The organism is Nocardia sp. NPDC006630 (assembly GCF_040611495.1).
Classification (GTDB): domain Bacteria; phylum Actinomycetota; class Actinomycetes; order Mycobacteriales; family Mycobacteriaceae; genus Nocardia.
On record NZ_JBEXOK010000010.1, the window covers coordinates 230,449 to 249,209 of the forward strand.

At 67.2% G+C, this 18,761-nt stretch carries 20 protein-coding genes and 1 riboswitch; of the genes, 14 read left to right on the top strand and 6 right to left on the bottom strand.

Annotated features, from left to right (window positions below):
* Nucleotides 1-53: 53 nt before the first annotated feature.
* Nucleotides 54-455 carry a hypothetical protein gene (locus ABZX86_RS29450; RefSeq protein ID WP_355127914.1) on the top strand — a complete coding sequence of 134 codons (402 nt, stop codon included), beginning with the start codon at nucleotides 54-56 and terminating at the stop codon, nucleotides 453-455.
* 77 nt (nucleotides 456-532) lie between these two features.
* Nucleotides 533-1,156, top strand: a complete 624-nt coding sequence (locus ABZX86_RS29455) for a TetR/AcrR family transcriptional regulator (protein WP_355127915.1) — start codon at nucleotides 533-535, stop codon at nucleotides 1,154-1,156.
* A gap of 11 nt (nucleotides 1,157-1,167) precedes the next feature.
* Here the strand turns inward: ABZX86_RS29455 and ABZX86_RS29460 are convergent, their stop codons facing one another.
* Nucleotides 1,168-1,464 (bottom strand): hypothetical protein, encoded by a 297-nt coding sequence (locus ABZX86_RS29460; protein ID WP_355127916.1) that lies wholly within the window; start codon nucleotides 1,462-1,464, stop codon nucleotides 1,168-1,170.
* Between the two features lie 146 nt (nucleotides 1,465-1,610).
* The gene (locus ABZX86_RS29465) at nucleotides 1,611-2,762 is read right to left on the bottom strand and encodes an NAD(P)/FAD-dependent oxidoreductase (RefSeq protein ID WP_355127917.1); all 1,152 of its coding nucleotides are present in this window, start codon (nucleotides 2,760-2,762) and stop codon (nucleotides 1,611-1,613) included.
* A gap of 133 nt (nucleotides 2,763-2,895) precedes the next feature.
* Here ABZX86_RS29465 and ABZX86_RS29470 point away from each other — a divergent pair, with 133 nt between their 5' ends.
* Nucleotides 2,896-3,540, top strand: a complete 645-nt coding sequence (locus ABZX86_RS29470) for a TetR family transcriptional regulator (protein ID WP_355127918.1) — start codon at nucleotides 2,896-2,898, stop codon at nucleotides 3,538-3,540.
* Between the two features lie 222 nt (nucleotides 3,541-3,762).
* A complete protein-coding gene (locus ABZX86_RS29475; RefSeq protein ID WP_355127919.1) occupies nucleotides 3,763-4,248 on the top strand; it encodes a carboxymuconolactone decarboxylase family protein in 486 nt (161 codons plus the stop codon).
* Nucleotides 4,249-4,375: 127 nt separating this feature from the next.
* Here the strand turns inward: ABZX86_RS29475 and ABZX86_RS29480 are convergent, their stop codons facing one another.
* The gene (locus tag ABZX86_RS29480; RefSeq protein ID WP_355127920.1) at nucleotides 4,376-4,795 is read right to left on the bottom strand and encodes a VOC family protein; all 420 of its coding nucleotides are present in this window, start codon (nucleotides 4,793-4,795) and stop codon (nucleotides 4,376-4,378) included.
* Between the two features lie 301 nt (nucleotides 4,796-5,096).
* On the opposite strand from ABZX86_RS29480, the gene ABZX86_RS29485 reads away from it, so the two are divergent.
* Nucleotides 5,097-6,452, top strand: coding sequence for an MFS transporter (locus ABZX86_RS29485; protein WP_355127921.1), 1,356 nt, complete (start codon nucleotides 5,097-5,099; stop codon nucleotides 6,450-6,452).
* A gap of 100 nt (nucleotides 6,453-6,552) precedes the next feature.
* Here the strand turns inward: ABZX86_RS29485 and ABZX86_RS29490 are convergent, their stop codons facing one another.
* Nucleotides 6,553-6,960 carry an AraC family transcriptional regulator gene (locus ABZX86_RS29490; protein WP_355127922.1) on the bottom strand — a complete coding sequence of 136 codons (408 nt, stop codon included), beginning with the start codon at nucleotides 6,958-6,960 and terminating at the stop codon, nucleotides 6,553-6,555.
* Nucleotides 6,961-7,054: 94 nt separating this feature from the next.
* Nucleotides 7,055-7,228: riboswitch (M-box (ykoK) riboswitch) on the top strand.
* Between the two features lie 197 nt (nucleotides 7,229-7,425).
* Between ABZX86_RS29490 and ABZX86_RS29495 the strand changes: the two genes are divergently transcribed.
* From ABZX86_RS29495 to ABZX86_RS29505, 3 genes are read left to right on the top strand one after another with little or no spacing between them, the layout of a single operon-like run.
* Nucleotides 7,426-8,127, top strand: a complete 702-nt coding sequence (locus ABZX86_RS29495; RefSeq protein WP_355127923.1) for an MgtC/SapB family protein — start codon at nucleotides 7,426-7,428, stop codon at nucleotides 8,125-8,127.
* Nucleotides 8,124-9,854, top strand: a complete 1,731-nt coding sequence (locus ABZX86_RS29500) for an ABC transporter permease subunit (protein ID WP_355127924.1) — start codon at nucleotides 8,124-8,126, stop codon at nucleotides 9,852-9,854. Before ABZX86_RS29495 ends, ABZX86_RS29500 begins: the two co-directional genes overlap by 4 nt.
* A gap of 11 nt (nucleotides 9,855-9,865) precedes the next feature.
* Entirely contained in the window at nucleotides 9,866-11,182 is a 1,317-nt protein-coding gene (locus ABZX86_RS29505; protein WP_355127925.1) for a nitrate/sulfonate/bicarbonate ABC transporter ATP-binding protein, read from the top strand.
* A gap of 184 nt (nucleotides 11,183-11,366) precedes the next feature.
* Here the strand turns inward: ABZX86_RS29505 and ABZX86_RS29510 are convergent, their stop codons facing one another.
* Nucleotides 11,367-12,275 carry a LysR family transcriptional regulator gene (locus tag ABZX86_RS29510; protein WP_355127926.1) on the bottom strand — a complete coding sequence of 303 codons (909 nt, stop codon included), beginning with the start codon at nucleotides 12,273-12,275 and terminating at the stop codon, nucleotides 11,367-11,369.
* A 70-nt stretch (nucleotides 12,276-12,345) separates the two neighbouring features.
* On the opposite strand from ABZX86_RS29510, the gene ABZX86_RS29515 reads away from it, so the two are divergent.
* Nucleotides 12,346-12,762: a nuclear transport factor 2 family protein gene (locus tag ABZX86_RS29515; RefSeq protein WP_355127927.1), complete on the top strand. Its 417-nt coding sequence runs from the start codon at nucleotides 12,346-12,348 to the stop codon at nucleotides 12,760-12,762.
* 125 nt (nucleotides 12,763-12,887) lie between these two features.
* Here the strand turns inward: ABZX86_RS29515 and ABZX86_RS29520 are convergent, their stop codons facing one another.
* Nucleotides 12,888-14,420 carry a DHA2 family efflux MFS transporter permease subunit gene (locus ABZX86_RS29520; RefSeq protein ID WP_355127928.1) on the bottom strand — a complete coding sequence of 511 codons (1,533 nt, stop codon included), beginning with the start codon at nucleotides 14,418-14,420 and terminating at the stop codon, nucleotides 12,888-12,890.
* A 236-nt stretch (nucleotides 14,421-14,656) separates the two neighbouring features.
* Here ABZX86_RS29520 and ABZX86_RS29525 point away from each other — a divergent pair, with 236 nt between their 5' ends.
* The 5 genes from ABZX86_RS29525 to ABZX86_RS29545 all read left to right on the top strand — a co-directional run bounded on the left by ABZX86_RS29525 (nucleotide 14,657) and on the right by ABZX86_RS29545 (nucleotide 18,752).
* Nucleotides 14,657-14,890, top strand: coding sequence for a hypothetical protein (locus tag ABZX86_RS29525; RefSeq protein ID WP_355127929.1), 234 nt, complete (start codon nucleotides 14,657-14,659; stop codon nucleotides 14,888-14,890).
* 19 nt (nucleotides 14,891-14,909) lie between these two features.
* A complete protein-coding gene (locus ABZX86_RS29530) occupies nucleotides 14,910-16,010 on the top strand; it encodes an SPFH domain-containing protein (protein WP_327139087.1) in 1,101 nt (366 codons plus the stop codon).
* Between the two features lie 43 nt (nucleotides 16,011-16,053).
* The gene (locus tag ABZX86_RS29535; protein WP_327139086.1) at nucleotides 16,054-16,452 is read left to right on the top strand and encodes a cold shock domain-containing protein; all 399 of its coding nucleotides are present in this window, start codon (nucleotides 16,054-16,056) and stop codon (nucleotides 16,450-16,452) included.
* 114 nt (nucleotides 16,453-16,566) lie between these two features.
* Nucleotides 16,567-17,682, top strand: a complete 1,116-nt coding sequence (locus ABZX86_RS29540) for an ATP-dependent DNA ligase (protein WP_355127930.1) — start codon at nucleotides 16,567-16,569, stop codon at nucleotides 17,680-17,682.
* On the top strand, nucleotides 17,679-18,752 hold the full coding sequence (locus tag ABZX86_RS29545) for an ATP-dependent DNA ligase (protein ID WP_355127931.1): 1,074 nt from the start codon (nucleotides 17,679-17,681) through the stop codon (nucleotides 18,750-18,752). The genes ABZX86_RS29540 and ABZX86_RS29545 overlap by 4 nt, the downstream gene beginning before the upstream one ends.
* Nucleotides 18,753-18,761 lie beyond the last annotated feature (9 nt).

An 18,761-nucleotide genomic window follows, 5' to 3' on the forward strand; every position in this document is an offset into this window, starting at 1 on the left:
TAAAATTGCCCTCTCACCTGGCAATACTTGATCTATCCCTGGAGATGATCGGCATGATCCGATTCCGGAAGTCGGCCCTCGCAGTGACCACTCTCGGCGCCGCGGCGGCTGCGCTGGTACTGGCCGCGCCCGGCGCGTCGGCGTACATCAACAGTGTGAGCGTGTCCTCGGGCTCGAGCATCCCGCTCGGCAGCGGCGGGTACGGCACCAATTGCTCGTACACGGTCACGGTGAACGGCAGTCCGTACGAACAGGTCTGGCTCTACGACACCAATACCGCCACCTTCGGCCAGCAGCAGTTCAACCTGGGCAGCGGCGGCACCGGCACCTCCACCTGGACCCCTACCTCGACCGGTTCGCACTACATCGAAGCCTGGTCCTACAACGGCCAGCAGTGGGCGCAGGTGCAGGTCGGCACGGGCATCAATCTGGGCAGCGCCTGCGTGGTCAGCTGAGCGTGCGCGCCGCGTGATCGCGCGGCCCGGCCCCGGGTGTGCGCCGCCACCCGGGGCCGGGCACTACTCTTCAGAAGGTGCAGACCGAGCAACCTCCCTCCGATGCCGAACCCCGTATCTGGGGCGGAACGACCCTCACCGAACGCCGTGAGGCCCGTCGCGCCGCGCTGCTCGACGCCGCCCTCGACCTGATCGGGGAGTCCGGCGCGGGTGCGGTGACCATGCGCGCGGTCTGCCGCAAGGCCACGCTCACGGACCGCTATTTCTACGAAAGCTTCACCAGCAGAGACGAACTGCTGGATGTGCTGTATCGGCAGATCGCCGAGGAGTTCCTGGAGCCGATGACCGCGTTCGCGGTGGGCGATGATCCGCTGCGCGATCGCGCGCTGTCGGAGGTGCTGGTCGACAAGGTGCTGCAGGATCCCCGCAAATCCCGGTTGTTCCTGGTCGAGCCGTACTCCTCCACCGGCCTGGGCCAGACCACCATCGCGGTCATGCCCGCCTTCACCCGGCTGATCCAGGATCATCTGTTCGCCCATATCGCCGATCCCACCCGCCGCCGTCTGGCCGCGGTCACCATGGCCAGTGGCAATGCGGGCATGTTCTCGGCCTGGCTCAACGGCACGCTGCGCGCGACGCGCGATCAGATCGTCGATCATCTGGTGCAGACGATCGCGGCCTATCGGGGCATGTACCGCTGAGCCCTGCGCAATCAGTCGTGCATGGTCGGACTGGGGTTGGGGCGGATGCGGACGGTGGGGTCGGTGGCCACCATCGTCGAAGGCAGGGCGCCCAGACGACCGTCGTCCTTGTAGACGACCGACACTCCGCTCGCGACCGCATACGACAGGTCCCGATCCACCAGCAGTTCGCGCGCCCCTACGTTGAAGACGAACACCTCGTCGTTTTCGACAATGGTGCGGTCATCCACACAGAATGTGCCCCAGCGCCATTCGGGCTGCAATACATCTCGAATATTCTGCCGCGCCTGCTCATACGTCACACCCATTGCTTCTCCCCGCCACTCCAGGACCCGAGACCGCACACCACACAATTGCCTAACGCATTGTCCTCCACACCCTTTGCCATCACGGAAACCCGCGAATCGACGGCGCGTCGGCATCCTGAATTGGTGCGGCAACGACAATTCGGGCCTCAGACGCTGCTGCCGAACAATTGTGCGGCCATCTCCAGGGAGGCGTCGACGGTGGCGAAACCTCGTGGCAGCATGACCGCTTCGTACGCGCCGACGGCGGCGATCAGCGATTGCTCCCCGCGCGCCGCGGCGAGCAGTTCGGTGGCCAGGGTCTGCGCGTCCTGCAGTGCGGTGTTCGCGCCGACGCCGCCGGTGGGCGGCATGGTGTGGATGGCATCGCCGAGCAGGGTGACCGGGCCGGGCGTCCAGGCCTCGACCCGCTGCCCGGCGCGCAGCGCGATCGGGAAGAAGGAGTCCGCGTCGGCGTGCGCGAACAGCTCCCGCAGCGCCGGATGCCAGGCGGCGGTGGCCTGCACGGCGAGGGTCCAGAGCTGCTGCGGGGAGAGTTCGGCCAGCCGCTCGTGCGGTACGCCCAGATGTTCGGGGGTCGCGAGCAGGGTGATCATCAGATAGTCCGAGGCACCGGCGGGCGGGCGACGAAACCGCACGGGCGCGAATCCGGCGCCGCATCCGGCAGTATCGGACACCCAGGAGAAACCGCGATCGACCGCCTGCGGGATGAGCGCACGGGTGGCCTCGGTGAGCGTCATGCGGCCGTAGAGGCAGCGCAAGCCCAGATCGCGCACGGTGGCATGCGGGAGCAACTGCCGCCGCACCGCCGATCCCACGCCGTCCGCGCCGATCAGCAGATCCGCCTCCTCGGCGGTGCCGTCCGCGAATTCCACACGCACCCGGCCGGAATCGGTGTAGCGGTAACCGTGCACCTCGTGCCCGAAGTGGACGATATCGCCCAGCCCGGTCAGCAGTCCCTGGCGCAGGGTATTGCGGTCGACATTGGTGATCAGCTCATCGGTGATCCCCGGAAAGGTCTGTGTCATCACCGGATCGAGCTGCGCGGTGTACATGGCGACCACATCGTCATTGGTCCCGCTGCTGCGGCGCACCTGCTCGAAGGTCGCGGCGGGCAGGCAGGTGCGCAGGGCGCGATTACCGTTCTCGTCGATGTGAATACGGAAGCCCTGGTGGCGAATTCGCGGCGTCGGGTCCTGCTCGTGCACCGCGACCTCGAGCCCGCCGTGGTGCAGCGCCTGCGCGAGCGCCAGTCCGCCGACGCCGGCACCCGCAATGAGAATTCTCGCTGTCTTCGGCATATCGCTTGTCCTTCGTTGTGCGGGACGCCGATCGCCCCTGCGTCACCCCCTCATGGTCGGCCCGCCGCGACAACGCTGTCAAGCATTCGTTTGATTAATTCATACATCCACTTGAACCAGTCAGGTGTTGGGTATGCTCGCTGCTGTGCCCGATCCGAAACCTCGCAGGTCGCCCAAGCCCCAGGAACGCCAGCGCGATCCCGAACGCACCCGGGCGCTGATCCTCGACGCCGCGGTCGCGGAGTTCGGCGCGCACGGTTACGCGGGCGCGCGCATCGGCGCGATCGCCGCCCGGGCCGGGGTGAACGTGCAGTTGATCTCGTACTACTTCGACGGCAAAGAGGGCCTCTACCAAGCTGTTTCGCAGCAGTGGCAGCAGCGCCGGCGCGAGCTGATCCCCCCGGGCACCGCACTACCGGAGCAGCTGCGCACCTATGCGATGGAGGCGGCGCACAATGCCGAGGGCGCGCGCCTGCTGGCCTGGACCGGACTGCAGTACACCGGCCCCGACGGCGATCCCGAGCACGCGCCGCGCACCCGCATGCTCGGGGAGGGCGTGGACCAATTGCGCGAGCTGCAGGAGCGCGGTCACCTGCCCGCCGAGCTGGATCCGCACTGCCTGCTGGTGATGCTCATGGCCGCCGCCATGGCCCCCACCACCCTGCCGCACGTCATCGAGGGCATCTGCGACACCGACCCGCGCTCCCCCGAATTCATCGCCCACTACGCCGACCAGATGGCCCTGCTGGCCCGTCACCTCGGCCTGGATCCCGCCTGATTCGGCCGCCGAACACCCTCCGCGCCACCACGATTCACAACCGAAGCACGTCACGATTCCCGGTCGGCCGACCGTGGCGCCGATGCCGATCGGACCGCCGATGCCGCACGCGGTGCGCGGGGGGTGGCGCCCGCCACAGCGAGGCGCTGTCACAGAAAACAGGTCACCGGCATCTCATGGTCGTCCGCTGCACAGCGCAGCGCTACGAGTGAGGACGATGTCATGGAATCACGGTTGAATTTGTTCGACACCGAGGTCGGCGCGAAGTTCGCCAAGCGGTTCGCCAATGCGGCGATGGTGATCATCGGGTCGGCGCTGCCGAAGGTCACGCAGGAGCTGGTGATGCTGCGGGTCAGTCAGATCAACGGCTGCGGCTACTGCACCGACGCGCACGCCAAGGATCTCGCGCATGCCGGAGAGCCCGCGGTGCGGATCAATCTGGTGGCGGCCTGGCGCGAGAGCACGGTCTACACCGAGGCCGAGCGGGCGGCGCTCGCGTTCGCCGAGGAGGGCACCCGTCTCGCCGACGCCCACCACGGCGTATCCGATGAGACCTGGGCGCAGGCGCGCAAGCATTACGACGATGAGCAGCTCGCGGCGCTGGTCGCGCTGGTCGCTCAGATCAATGCGGCCAATCGGCTCGGTGTGATCCTGCGCCAGCAGGGCGGGTCCTACGAGCCCGGCGCGTTCACGGCCACGGTCGACTGACCGGCAGGTGAATCCCGGCCCGGCCCAGGATCATTCGTCCCGGGCCGGGCCCACCCGAGTGCCGGGGCTTCCCGCTGGATGCCCTCGGGGCACCCGCACCGGCGATGATGTGCCGGCTGCGACCGGATCAGCCCTGGGCGGGCAGTTGCGCCAGGCGCAGGTTGTTGCCCGACGGGTCGCGGAAGGAGCAGTCGATGCCATAGGGCTGCTCCTGCGGCTTCTCGGTGAATTCCACCCCGCGCGACTGCAGGGTCTCGAAGTCGCGCTGCACATCGCCGGTGGTCAGGAAGACCGCTCCGGCATAGCCTTTGGACATCAGGTCGCGCACCTGTGCCTGGGTCTCCGAATCCATCACCGGCGCACCGGGAACGGCCATGAGGACGATGTCGATCTCGGGCTGCCCGACGGGACCGACCGAGAGCCAGCGGAAGTTGCCCATCTCCGGCATGGTCACATCGCTGCGCAATTCCATACCGACCTTCTCGGTATAGAACGTGAGTGCGGCGGCCTGGTCGTGCACCCACAGCTGCACGCTGGAAATCTTCATTACCGGTTCTCCCTGATCGGACCTGTTGCGGACTGTGCTGAACGCTAACCGGCCCGGATGCGCCCGGTCTTCTCGAAACGTGCTGTTTTGCCGCGCGATGGCCTCTCGTTTGCCCGTCACATTCGAGCCAGTGCGATCCATGTCACAAACCCCTTGAACCCGCTGGTGATCGCCGGTGCTCGCGACGCGGCGGGCAGCACCGCGAGTTTGCTCGAACAAACCCGCGGGTATGTCGACTCTTCGTGCAGGCACCGCAGCCGTGCCGCACCACCGATCTCGCGACCAGGGAAGAGAGCCGCTCATGACGACCCGCGACCCGAAATCCGCGCAGCAGACCCGTGCGGTGGCCGCAGCGGCCATGGGCAATGCCACCGAATGGTTCGACTACGGCGTCTACGCCGCGGCTGCCACCTACATCACCGCCGCCTTCTTCCCCGGACACCTCGGCGCCCTGGGTACCATGCTGGGTTTCGCGGTGTCGTTCCTGCTGCGCCCGCTCGGCGGCATGGTGTGGGGCCCGCTCGGGGACCGGGTCGGCCGCAAAGCCGTGCTGGCCACCACGATTCTGCTCATGGCCGGCGCGACCGGCGCCCTGGGCATCCTGCCCACCCACGCCACCGCGGGCGTGCTGGCGCCCATTCTGCTGATCACCCTGCGGGTGGTGCAGGGCTTCTCCACCGGCGGTGAATACGGCGGCGCCGCAACCTATCTCGCCGAATCCTGTCCCGATCGCCGTCGCGGTTTCCTGGGCAGCTTCCTGGAATTCGGCACCCTGGGCGGTTTCGTCGGCGGTTCCGCGGTGGTGCTGGCCTGTCAGCTGGCACTGGGCTCGGACGCGATGTACGCGTGGGGCTGGCGCATTCCGTTCCTGCTGGCGGTGCCGCTGGGGCTGATCGGCTGGTATCTGCGCTCACGCCTGGAGGAATCGCCGGTCTTCACCGAGGTGGCGGCCCAGAAGCAGCCGCCGACCGGATTGCGGGTGCTGTTCACCGAGTACCGGCGCGAGCTGCTCACCCTGGCCGGACTGGTGGTGGCGCTCAATATCGCGAACTACACCCTGCTGACCTATCAGCCGACCTATCTACAGCACACCCTCGGCATGGGGGAATCGACCACCACCGCCATGATGCTGATCGGCCAGGTGATCATGATGGTGGCGCTGCCGTGGTTCGGCCGCCTGTCCGACCGGGTCGGGCGCCGGCCCATGTGGTTGTATTCGCTCATCGGCCTGGCGGTGCTGGCGGTGCCGATGTACTGGCTGATGGGCCGCGGAACCGCCTGGGCCGTCGTCGGTTTCGTGACGCTGGGCCTGCTGTATCTGCCGCAGCTGGCGACCATCACGGCCACCTTCCCCGCCATCTTCCCCACGCAGGTTCGCTATGCGGGTTTCGCGCTGGGCTACAACGTGTCCACCGCCGTCTTCGGCGGTACCGCACCGCTGGTGAACGAGGCGGTCATCGACGGCACCGGCTGGACCCTGTTCCCGGCGCTCTACATGGTCTTCGGCTGCGGTATCGGCCTGATCGCCTGGTTCTTCCTGCGCGAGACCGCGGGCGCCTCGCTGCGCGGCACCGATGTGCCCGAGTCCGGCGAGATCCCCGTCCTCGCGAAGGCCGGTCCGACCACAGGTTCGCAGGGCGCGGCCGTCGGCGCGTGATCGGCGGAACTCCAGCACGAAAGTCCCCGGTTCGCCTGTCGGAGAACCGATTTCCGGGTCGCCGCCCGGTGGAGAATGCGCCCCGGGAGAGGAGGCGCCGTCAGGACGGGCTGTTCTGCGGGCGGCCGAAGAAGCGCACCATGCAGGAGGGGACGCGCACATGCTGGGCGGCGGGCGGATACGCGGCGCGATACAGCGTCGGTGACCGCCCGAAGGTGCGGGTGAAGGTGGTGGTGAACGACCCGACGCTCTGCCAGCCGACCCGGAAGCAGATATCGGCGACGGAATGATCGGTATAGCGCAGCAGCGCCGCAGCCCGTTCCATCCGGCGCGTGAGCAGATAGCTGTGCGGTGACTCGCCGAAGGCGCGGCGGAATTCGCGACTGAAATGCGCGCACGACAGTCCGGCCGCCGCCGCCATATCGGCCACCCCGAGGGGTTCGCCGTAGCGCGCGTCGGCGAGATCTTTCGCCCGCAGCAGATGCCGTGCGATCGGTACCGAAACCACGCTCCCGAGTATGCCGCCCCGCGGTGACATGGGTGCGACGGGCGCCACACCGGGTTGCCTAATGCACCGACCAGGGTGTTTACTCGCAACCGCAAGGTGCCGTCGTTAGCTGAGGCTCCTCTGCGGATACAGGCCGGCGACCCCGAACGTCGAGAGACGCCCCGGGTCAGGACAGGTCTCCCCGGATCAAGGGGTGATCCCGACCGGCTCCCGCCCCTGGTGCGGGTTACGCCGTGGAGTGCCAAAGGTCTTACGAGGGGTGGTCACCGTTCGGCGATTCGCGCCGGAAACCACTCCCCTGGCGCGCTCGCAGACGCAGCTGGAGGTGAGTGTCATGCCCGATGGACCGGACAAAGTTCCGTTAGCCAATCGTTCACCAGGCGACACTCCCTTTCTCCGCTGCGCGGTGCTTTTCCCCCTGTAGCGTGCGTTCACGAGTGCGCCGACCTCTTAGTGGAGGGCGTCATGACCACGTGGGAAATGCTGCTTCGGCTCGGCGCGGGTGTCGGGTTCGGTGCGGTGATCGGCTTCGAGCGGCAGTACCGGGCACGCATGGCCGGATTGCGCACGAATGCCCTGGTATCCGCCGGGGCCACCCTGTTCGTGCTGCTGTCGGCACACGGTTTCAGCGGCAGCGACGCTGACCCGACTCGCGTTGCGGCACAGATCGTTTCCGGTATCGGCTTCCTCGGCGCGGGTGTCATCATGCGCGACGGGTTCAATATCCGCGGCCTCAATACCGCCGCCACGCTGTGGTGTGCGGCGGCGGTCGGCGCGCTGACCGGCGCCGGGATGTTCACCACCGCCGCGGCGGGCACGGTCGCGGTCGTGGTGGTCAATACCGCGCTGCGCACCGCCGCCCGCGCGGTGGATCGGCCGGTCGACCGCGATCAGGACGCGCTGTACGCGTTCACCGCCGTCACCGATGACGCGCACGAGGCCGCGGTGCGCTCGCTGCTGGTGCAGTCCTTGACGCGCACGGACTTCCGGCTGGTGTCCATCTCCAGTCACAACACCGTGCCCGGGCGGGTGGAGGTGCGGGCGGAGTTGACCGGTGACCGCCGCGACGACCGGCAGATGGAGTCCGCGGTGAGCCGGCTGAGCCTGGAGCCGTCGGTCACCAGTGTCGGCTGGCGTACGGTGCCGCAACCGGAGGTGGAGGCATGAGCACCACCTATCCCACCCGCGGTGTGCTCGATCGCCCGCGTTCGCGCTGGGCCGATATCGCGGTCTTCGCGGGCGCGGCGGTCCTGATCTGGCTGGTGGTGCGGGTCTCCCAAGGCATGAATGTGCCTTTCGACGATTCGTCGGCACCGTCGAGCATTTCCACCGATCCCGCCGAGTTGCCCTACTACGCGGCGCGGTCGCTGCTGCGCATGTTCCTGGCGCTGGGTCTGTCGATCGTGTTCACCTTCGTGTTCGCCACCGCCGCGGCCCGGCTGCCGCGCGCGGAGAAGGTCATGCTGCCGGCGCTGGACATTCTGCAGTCGGTGCCGATCCTGGGTTTCCTGTCGGTGACGGTGACCGGGTTCATCGCCCTGTTCCCGGGCTCCACACTGGGTTTGGAGGCCGCGTCGATCTTCGCGATCTTCACCTCGCAGGCCTGGAATATGGCCTTCGCGTTCCACCACAGCCTCGTTTCGCAGCCGCGGGAACTCGATGAGGCGGCCCGCAATCTGAGATTGTCGCGCTGGCAGCGGTTTTGGCGACTGGATGTGCCCAGCGGCATGTTCCCGCTGGTGTGGAACGCGATGATGAGTTTCGGTGGCGGCTGGTTCTTCCTGACCGCGGCCGAGGCGATCAGCGTCAACAATCGCGAGTACGCGCTGCCGGGCATCGGCTCCTATGTGGCCAGTGCGGCCGGCGAGAGCGATACCGGCAAGGTGCTGCTGGCGATCGTGACCATGATCGTCATGGTGGTGGGCCTGAATGTGCTGTTCTGGCGGCCGATCACGGTGTGGGTGGAGCGTTTCCGCTTCGAGGACAGCAAATCCGCGCAGGCCCCGCGCAGCCTGGTGCTGAATCTGTTGCGCCGCAGCCACATCACGGTGCTGCTGGGGCGGGTCTTGGGGCCGCTGGTGTATCCGATCGACCGGATGATGCGGGTGTTCGGCCTGGCCGAACATCAGCTGTATGTGCCCGACAAGCGCCGCCGCGCCAATGATCTGGTGTTCACACTCATCGTCTGGGCCGCGCTGGCGGTGGGCTGTTTCCTCATGCTGCGCTATATCCGGTCCACCGTCGGTTTCGAGGAACTGGCCCATGCCGCGGGCCTGGGCGCGATCACGCTGGCGCGGGTGATCGTGGTGCTGCTCTTCGCCACCGTCATCTGGGTGCCGGTCGGGGTGTGGATCGGGTTGAACCCCAAGGTGTCCCGGATCGCGCAGCCGATCGTGCAGGTGCTGGCCAGCTTCCCCGCCAATTTCCTGTTCCCGCTCATCGGCGCGGTGCTGCTGGCGACCAGTGCGAGCCTGCAGTGGGCGGGCATCGTGCTGATGGCCCTGGGTGCGCAGTGGTACATCCTGTTCAATGTGATCGCGGGCGCCTCGGCGGTGCCCAATGATCTGCGCGAGGCCGCGACCAGTCTGCGCTTGCCGCGCTCGCTGTGGTGGCGGCGGCTGATCCTGCCCGCCATCTTCCCCAGCTTCGTCACCGGCGCCATTACCGCGGCGGGCGGGGCGTGGAATGCCGCCATCGTCGCCGAGGTCGTGAAATTCGGTGACACCACGCTGACGGCGACCGGTCTGGGTTCCTATATCGCCGATGCCACCAGCGTCGGTGACGGCCCGCGCATTCTGGTGGGCGTGCTCATCATGAGCGCCTATGTGGTCGGCCTCAATCGACTCTTCTGGCGGCGGCTCTACGCCCTGGCGCAACGCCGCTACTCGTTCTAAGGAGACTTCATATGACGACCGCAACCACCGGCGAAGTCCTCATCGATATCGACGATGTCGGTATGTCGTTCGACGGCGCGTCCGGCGAGCGCCTCAATGTGCTCGAACACGTGAATCTGCAAGTGCGCGACGGGGAGATCGTGGCGCTGCTGGGCCGCTCGGGCTCGGGCAAGTCCACGCTGCTGCGGGCGGTGGCCGGACTGCTGGCACCCACCAGCGGGCAGGTCCGCTACCGGGGCACACCGCTCACCGGGGCGAATCCCGGTGCGGCACTGGTGTTCCAGTCCTTCGCGCTGATGCCGTGGCTGACCGTGCAGGACAATGTGGAACTGGGGTTGGCCGCGCGCGGCGTGCCGCCGGGGCAGCGCCGTCAGCGCGCGCTCGAGGCGATCGACCGCATCGGCCTGGACGGTTTCGAAACCGCCTATCCCAAGGAGCTTTCCGGCGGTATGCGCCAGCGGGTGGGCTTCGCGCGCGCCCTGGTGCTGGAGCCGGATCTGCTGCTGATGGATGAGCCGTTCTCGGCGCTGGATGTGCTGACGGCGGAGAATCTGCGCACCGAACTGGTGAATCTGTGGTCCACCAAGGACTTTCCGACCCGCGCGATCTGCATCGTCACCCACAATATCGAGGAGGCGGTGCAGCTGGCCGATCGCGTGGTGGTGCTGGGCGCCAATCCCGGGCACATCATCGCCGAGGTCGTGGTGGATCAACCGCGCCCGCGCAATCGCCGCGCGCCCGGCTTCATCGCCCTGGTCGATCAGATCTACGGGCTGCTCACCGGCCGCGATACCGAAATCGCCGCCGCCACACCCGATACCGGCACCCCGTTCGCCATCCCGCTGCCCGATGCCTCGGTCGGCGGGATCGCGGGTCTGCTGGAGCTGGTCTATGCCAAGGACGGGCGCGCCGATCTGCCGGTGATCGCCGACGAATTGAACTTCGAACTCGACGATCTGCTGCCCCTGGTCGATGCGGCCGCCCTGCTGGGATTCCTGATCGCCGATTCCGGTGATGTGATCCTGACCAATATCGGCGCGAACTTCACCACCGCCGATATCCAGACCAGCAAGAACCTCTTCGCCACCCAGGCGCGCCGCCGCGCGCCCCTGGTGCGCACCATCTGCAGTGCGCTGATCGGCAGTTCCGACGGCAGTGCGCGCGCGGATTTCTTCCAGGATCTGCTGCGGCGCGGCTTCTCCGACGAGGATGCGCGCCGGCAGCTGGAATTGGCCATCGAATGGGGCCGCTACGGCGAGTTGTACGACTACGACACCGATTCCGGCCGCATCACCGCCGACCGGGTGGGCATGTCGGCCACCGCCTAGGCGGCTACTTCCCACGGCGACTACCAGTGTCTGGCGACTACCAGTGTCTACAGCCGAAGTCTTCGCGGGTGCGGGAGCGAACGGCCGTTGACCATTACCGGGCCCAAGCCCGCGCCCGCCACCTGCCGAAGCCCGCGCGCTGGAATACCACCCTTATTGCCGAAGTCCGGGGCCGGTCATCGCGCTAGGGCCGAAGTCGTTGCCGCAGTTCGGCGCCCAGTTCGGCGGCGCTGTCGCGCAGCGCCTCGGCGAAGGGGTGATCGGCGGCGAGTCCGGAGCGCCGGTAGACCAGGACGGTGGGCCGCACGGCGGCGGGATCGTCGATGCGGACGATGGAAACCGTTGGCGGCAGCGCGGGTACGGCCAGACCGGGCACCACGGTGATGCCGAGTCCGGCGGCCACCAGGCCCAGTTTGGCGACCCAGTCGCGCGCGACGTGCGCAATGCGCGGTTCCCAGGCCGGGTCGGCCCATGCGCCCAGCAGTGTGGTTCTCGGGTCCGCGCTGCCGACGATCCAGCTCTCCTCCCGCAGCGCCGAGGGCCGCACGCCGGCGGCCGCGGCCAGCGGATGCCCCGGAGGCACGGCGACGAACAGCGAATCCTGCAGCAGCGGTGCGGCTTCCAAGCCCTCGGGCAGCTCTGCGATTCCGGACAGTACGGCCAGATCGATCCGGTTGCGGGTCAGGGCCGACAGCAGCGCCGCGCTGGTGCCCTCCCGCAATCGCACCTGCAATCCCGGAGAGCGCCGCGACGCCGCGACGATCGCGCGCGGCACCAGCGCGGCGGTGGCGGTGGAGAATGCCCCGACCCGTATTCGGCTGGGCGGGAGCGGAGTACGCAGTTCTTCCCGCGCGGCATCGAGCGCGTCGAGGACGGCGTCGGCGTGCCGCAGCACGATCCGGCAGGCGTCGGTGGGCCGCACGCCCCGAGACTGCCGCTCGAACAGCGCCTGCCCGGCCGCCGCCTCCATCAGCGTGATCTGGCGGGAGACCGCGGACTGCGTATAACCCAGCCGCTCGGCGGCGCGGGTGAACGATCCCCCGCGCGCTGCCTCCCGGACCACGCGCAGCCCGGTCACCGTGAACTCTGCCATGCGTCATTGTGATACCAGATATGCGTGATTGCCGCTGGTCGCATGGCTGCGGCGACCGTAGTTTCGGGGTGTGAGCGCAATCGAGAACAAGGAATTCATTCGCGGGATCTTCGCGCAGCTGGCGCTGGGCACTACTCGCGCGCTGGGCGACGCGCTGGCCGAGGACTGCCGCTGGGTGTTTCCGGGCGCCTGGTCCTGGGCGGGCATCTGGGAGCCCAAATCCGAGGTGCTGACCGGACTGCTGCGCCCGATCATGGCCCAGTTCACCGACGGCTACCGCTTCGAGCCCGATTTCCTGCTCGCCGACGGCGACCGTGTGGTGGTCCAGGCTCGCGGCTACGGGACCACCGCGCACGGCCCGTATCACCAGACCTACTGCTTCGTCTTTCGGCTCGCGGACGGCCGGATCACCGAGGTCATCGAGCACTGCGACACCGCTCTGGTCGAGCGGGTATTGCAGCCGGTGACCGGCAGCCAGGCCCGGTAGCGCTCCCCCGCGCCGGCCGGACAGACGCACATCGCCCCCGCTCGGATACTGCCGAACGGGGGCGATGTGTGCGAAAACCTCCGTGCGCGGGGAGGCGACGCCTCGGCGCGCACGAGGGTGAAACCTCAGTGCGCGACGACCACCGGGGCCTCGGTGAGCTCCGGATTCTTCGGTTTGACCCTCGGCAGGAAGAACGCCGGGATCAGGGTGAGCAGCAGCAGCACCAGTGCGACCACGAAGGTGTGGCCGAAAGCCTGTGCGGCATCGGAGAATCCGCGATCGAGATCGGGCTGCGGAATCTTGCCTGCGAGCTCGGGACTGTAGCGCGAGCCGATGGCCGCACCCGCCAGGGGCCGGTGATTGAGCAGGGTGGTCAGCACCACGGAAATCGTTGCGGTGCCGATGGATCCGGCCGTCTGGTTGACGATGTTCATCAGCGTCGAACCGCGCGCGACCTGACCGTGGGTCAGGGTCTGAATGGCGGCGGTCATGGTGGGCATCATGGTGCAGCCCATGCCCAGACCCATGACGAACAGCGCCGCGCACAGCGCCGCGTACGGGGTATCGGATTTGACCTGGGTCAGGAAGGCCATGCCCAGCACCATGATGCTGATACCGGTGAGCACGATCTTGCCCGGGCCCATCTTGTCCACCAGGCGTCCGGCGATCGGCATGGTCAGCATGGCGCCCAAACCCTGGGGGGCGATCAGCAGACCGGCCGCGAGGGTCGATTCCCCGCGCACCTGCTGCAGATAACTCGGCAGCAGCAGACCCGAACCGAAGAACGCCATGGCGAACAGGGTCATGGTCATGACGGCGTAGCGCAGCGATTTGTTCTGGAACAGATGCAGATCGATGAGCGGATGTTCGGTGCGCAGCGCGTGGAAGACGAACGCCACCAGCAGCAGCGCGCCGATGATCGCCGGGATGAGCACCTTCGCCGCCAGTACGGTGCCCTCACCGGGAATCGAGGACACGCCGAACAGGAACAGCGCCAGACCCGGTGAGGCCAGCAGCATGCCGAGGAAGTCGAAACTCTCCGACGGTTCGGGCCGGTCGGCGTCGAACACGATCCACGCCAGAGCCAGCGCGATGATGCCGATCGGCACATTGATCAGGAAGATCCAGTGCCAGCTGAAGCTGTCGATCAGCCAGCCGCCCAGGATCGGGCCGGCGATGGGGCCCAGCAGCATCGGCACGCCGAGCACCGCCATGACGCGCCCGATGCGCTGCGGGCCGGCCGCGTGGGTCATGATCGTCATGCCCAGCGGCATGAGCATGCCGCCGCCCAGGCCCTGGATCACGCGAAATGCGATGAGCGAGCTGATATTCCATGCGAAGCTGCACAGGATGGAGCCGAGCACGAAGAAGATCAGGGCCGCCATGTAGAGGCGTTTGGTGCCGAATCGGTCGGCCGCCCACCCGGTGAGTGGAATGACGGTGGCCAGCGCGAGGGTGTAGCCGGTCATAGACCAGGCCGCGACGGCGTAGGTGGTGCTGAAGTCGTGCTGGAAGGTGGGAATTGCCACGGTCACCACGGTCACGTCGAGGATCGACATGATGGCGCCCAGTACGACGACGCCGGCGATCTTGAAGACGCGGGCGTCCAATTTATCGTTGGCCGAATCTGTGGCCGGTATATCCGGAGGGGTGGTCACCGCTTCAGCCTGCCAGCTCGACCGCCTGGGAACCAGAACAATTTCACATCGACACGCGCAGGCATATTTTCAGCACCTTTCACGAGTGCGGGAGCGGCGGGCCGTTCCAAATGATACCGAGGTGTCGCAAAGCTTCAGTTATCAATTCGGTCGCAAAATCCGACCGCACGGTCCGCCCACTTGCCGCCACGACAACTACGCTGGTCTTTCACCGTAAATACAAGGAGTTGCCCGCGATGTCCGACCCGGTACTGGGACTGACCGGTACGCTGACGACGCCGATCCGGGGCGAGCACATGCTCGGAGAGGTGCTGGTCGCAATCCGAGGGGGAACCGAGCTGTACATCGCGCGAGCCGACCAGGCACTGGACACCGGAGCCAGCGTGCTGGTGGTGGCCGTGCATCCGGGGCGGATCGTGGATGTGGTGCCGTGGATTCCACTCCCGGACGACCATCGTGGGGATATCTGAGACATCAAGGGAGACAACAGTGCTGGGTTACCATGTGCCCGATCCGGACGAGGCCATGCTCGTCAGCGGTGGCGGGCCCAAGGAGAATGCCCCGTTTCGTGTGGTGATCGGACACGGCACCTGGGTGCTGCCGCTGTTCCGGAAGGTCAGCTTCCTGTCGCTGGCCATGTTCGAATCGGAGATACAGGAGCGCTGCGTCACCACCCAGGCCATCCAGCTCGATGTGCGGGCGGTCATCGCGTTCAAGGTCGCCAATGACACGCAGTCGATAGTCAATGCGGCGCAACGGTTCCTGTCCGAGCAGGAGCGGGAGATGTCGGTGCTGACCGGGCGCATCTTCTCCGGCCATCTGCGCTCGATCGTCGGGTCGATGACGGTGGAGGAGATCATCCGGGAGCGGCAGAAGCTCGCCGATCAGGTGCTGCTGGCCTCCAAGGTGGAGATGGGCAATATCGGGCTGTCGGTCGACTCGTTCCAGATCCAGTCCATCGACGACGGCAATCTCGGCTACATCACCGCACTCGCGGCCCCGCACAATGCCGCGATCCAGCGTGATGCGCAGATCGCGCAGGCCGCCGCCGCCCAGGCCGCCGCCGAGGCCGAGCAGGAATCACTGCGCCGGCAGGCCGAATACGCGCGCGAGACCTCCATCCTGCGGGCGCAGTATCAGCAGGACATCGACAAGGCCAATGCCGAAGCGGCGCAGTCGGGTCCGCTCGCCCAAGCCGTCGCCCTGCAGGGCGTGCTGACCGCGCAGGCCGAGCAGGCGCGCAAGCAGTCGGAGCTGCGCGAGCAGCAGCTGCAGGCCGAAGTGGTCAAACCCGCTCTGGCAGAAGCGGAACGGGTGCGCATCCTGGCGGTGGCCGAGGCCGATCGCACGCGCATCCAGGCCGAGGCGGCCTCCTCCAACAACCGCATCGCGCTCGATCAGCTGCTCATCGAACAGCTGCCGGAGATCGTGAAGGCGGCCTCGGCGGGGCTGGCCAATGCCAACCTGACGGTGCTCAACGGTCCCGAGGGCGTGGGCGAGCTCGTCAACGGCATGGTGGGTCAGGGCCTCACTGTTTTCAATTCGTTACAAAAGGCACTTTCTTCCAATAATGATCGTGCTGCGGACTAGGCTTGCCGCAAGAGGGACGCGGCGACGAGGAGCAGGTGTTTAGGTGTCCATCGGGAAATTGGTGTCGTTCGACAGCTCTCGGGGGTTCGGTTTCATCCGTCCGGAAGACGGTGGGCCGGACGTGTTCGTTCATGTGAACGACATCGGGTTGGATGAAGACGAATTGCGGCAGGGGCGGGTGTTCGAATTCGACGTGACCGAGGGTGATCGGGGGCCCAAGGCCATCAATCTCGCCCTGGTCGCCGGTGCGCCGCCGCCGGTGCGCGCCCACAAGGTCAAGGATCGGGCCGGTGGCGCCGGGCAGCTCAGTGCCGCCGAACATCGCCGGCTCATCACCGAACTGCTGCTCGATGCCAGCCCCGCGCTCACGGCCGGGGAAATACTGACCATCCGCGACAGGCTGACGGCGTTCGCCGATCAGCACGGCTGGCTCGAAAGCTGAGCAGTACCGCAAAACAGACCGCTGGCCCCGTACGATCTTCGTGGGAGGCAGCCGACCGGTGAGTTTCGGCCGGTCGCGCCGTCTACCTGGGTGAACCCAACCCTAGGAGGTCGTGTGAAGCTGCCCGTCATGCCACCGGTCAAACCGATGCTGGCGAAATCGGTCTCGGCCCTGCCGCGCGAGGAGGGACTGCGCTACGAACCCAAATGGGATGGGTTCCGGTGCATCGTCTTTCGCGACGGGGACGAGATCGAACTCGGATCGCGCAATGATCGCCCGCTGACCCGGTATTTTCCGGAACTGGTGGAGATCTTCCGTCAGACACTGCCGCAGCAGTGCGTGATCGACGGTGAGATCGTCGTGGTCACCGATCAGGGACTGGACTTCGACACTCTGCAGCAGCGGCTGCATCCGGCGGCGTCGCGGGTGAACAAGCTGGCGGTGGAGACACCGGCCAGTTTTGTCGGCTTCGATCTGCTGGCGCTCGGGGATCGCGATCTGACCGCAGAACCGTTCTCCGAGCGGCGGCGGCTGCTCGAGACCGTGCTCGAGCGCGGCGGCGACGGAGCGGGTGAGGGCGGCGTGACCCGCATTCACCTCACGCCCCTCACCGATGACCCGGACGTGGCGCAGGACTGGTTCACCCGGTTCGAGGGCGCGGGCTTCGACGGGGTGATGGTCAAGGCCGCGGATCTGGGCTATCTGCAGGACAAGCGGGTGATGTTCAAGGTCAAGCACGAACGCACCGCCGACTGTGTGGTCGCGGGATTCCGCTGGCACAAGGACGGCGAAGGGGTCGGCTCGCTGCTGCTGGGGCTCTTCGACGCCGAGGGCAATCTGCACCATGTCGGGGTGGCCAGCAGTTTCACCGCCGCGCGCCGCAGGGAACTGGTCGGCGAGCTGGAACCGTTGCGCGTCGACGCCCTCGAGAACCATCCGTGGCGCGAGTGGGCCGATGCCGCGGCGCAGGCGCGAGCCGACGGCAAGATGCCGGGCGGGGTGAGCCGCTGGACCGGCGGCAAGGATCTGTCCTGGGAACCGCTGCGGCCGGAACTGGTCGCCGAGGTCCGCTACGAGCATGTGATGGCCGGGCGGTTCCGCCACGGTGGGCGGCTGGCGCGGTTCCGCACCGACCGCACCCCGGCCTCGTGCACCTACGCCCAGCTCGACGAGGTCGCCCCGGCCGAACTCTCGGCCATCTTCGATGAGGCGAAAGGTACTGCGCGATGAGCGATTCCATCGAGATCGAGGTGGACGGGCGCAGTGTCACCCTGTCGAGCCCGGACAAGATCTACTTCTCCAAACGCGGTGAGACCAAACAGGATCTGGCGAACTACTATCTCGCGGTCGCCGAGCCGATCATGCGCACCATCAAGGATCGCCCGGTACTGCTCGAGCGCTATCCCGAAGGGGCGGGCGGCAAGTCGTGGTTTCAGAAGCGGGTGCCCAAATCGGTGCCGGACTGGTTGCAGACCACGGTCGTGTCCACCCCGAACGGCACCACCAGCGACGCACTGGTCGCCGCCGATATGGCGCACATTCTGTGGGCGGTGAACCTGGGCTGCTTGGGTTTTCACGTCTGGCCCACCCATGCCGGGGCGGATCTGGTGAGCACCGCCCCGCCCGTGCACGACGCCGCCGGTGCGGTGCTGCCGCCCACCGGGGTCACCGATGAGCTGCGCATCGATCTGGATCCCTCACCGGGCATCAGCTTCGATGATCTGCGCGCCGCCGCCGTGCACACCCGCGAATTGTGCACCGAACTCGGCATCGATGTGCGGGTGAAAACCTCCGGCTCGCGCGGCCTGCACCTGTACGCCATGCTGGAGCCGAAATGGGACGGCTACCAAGTACGTTCGGCCGCAGTGGCTTTGGCCCGCGAACTCGAACGCCGCCACCCCGGCACCATCACCGCCCAGTGGTGGAAGGAGCAGCGCGGCTCCCGCGTATTCGTCGACTTCAATCAGAACGCGCCCCACAAAACGGTTTTCGGCGCCTGGTGCGTGCGCCCGAAGGTCGGCGCGCAGGTCTCCACCCCGATCAGCTGGGACGCGCTGCCACAGGTCACCAACGACGAGATGACCATCGCCACGGTGCCCGCTCGCCTGGCCGAACTCGGTGATCCCTGGGCCGACCGCACCCCCCAGTCCCTCGCACCCCTGCTGGAAATGTCCGAAAAGGATATGGCCGCAGGCTTGATGGACGCTCCCTGGCCGCCGCAGTATCCGAAGATGCCGAACGAGCCCTCCCGCGTCCAGCCCAGCCGCGCCCGCAAGGACAGTGACCCGGCCGCCGAATGACCGGTGCGC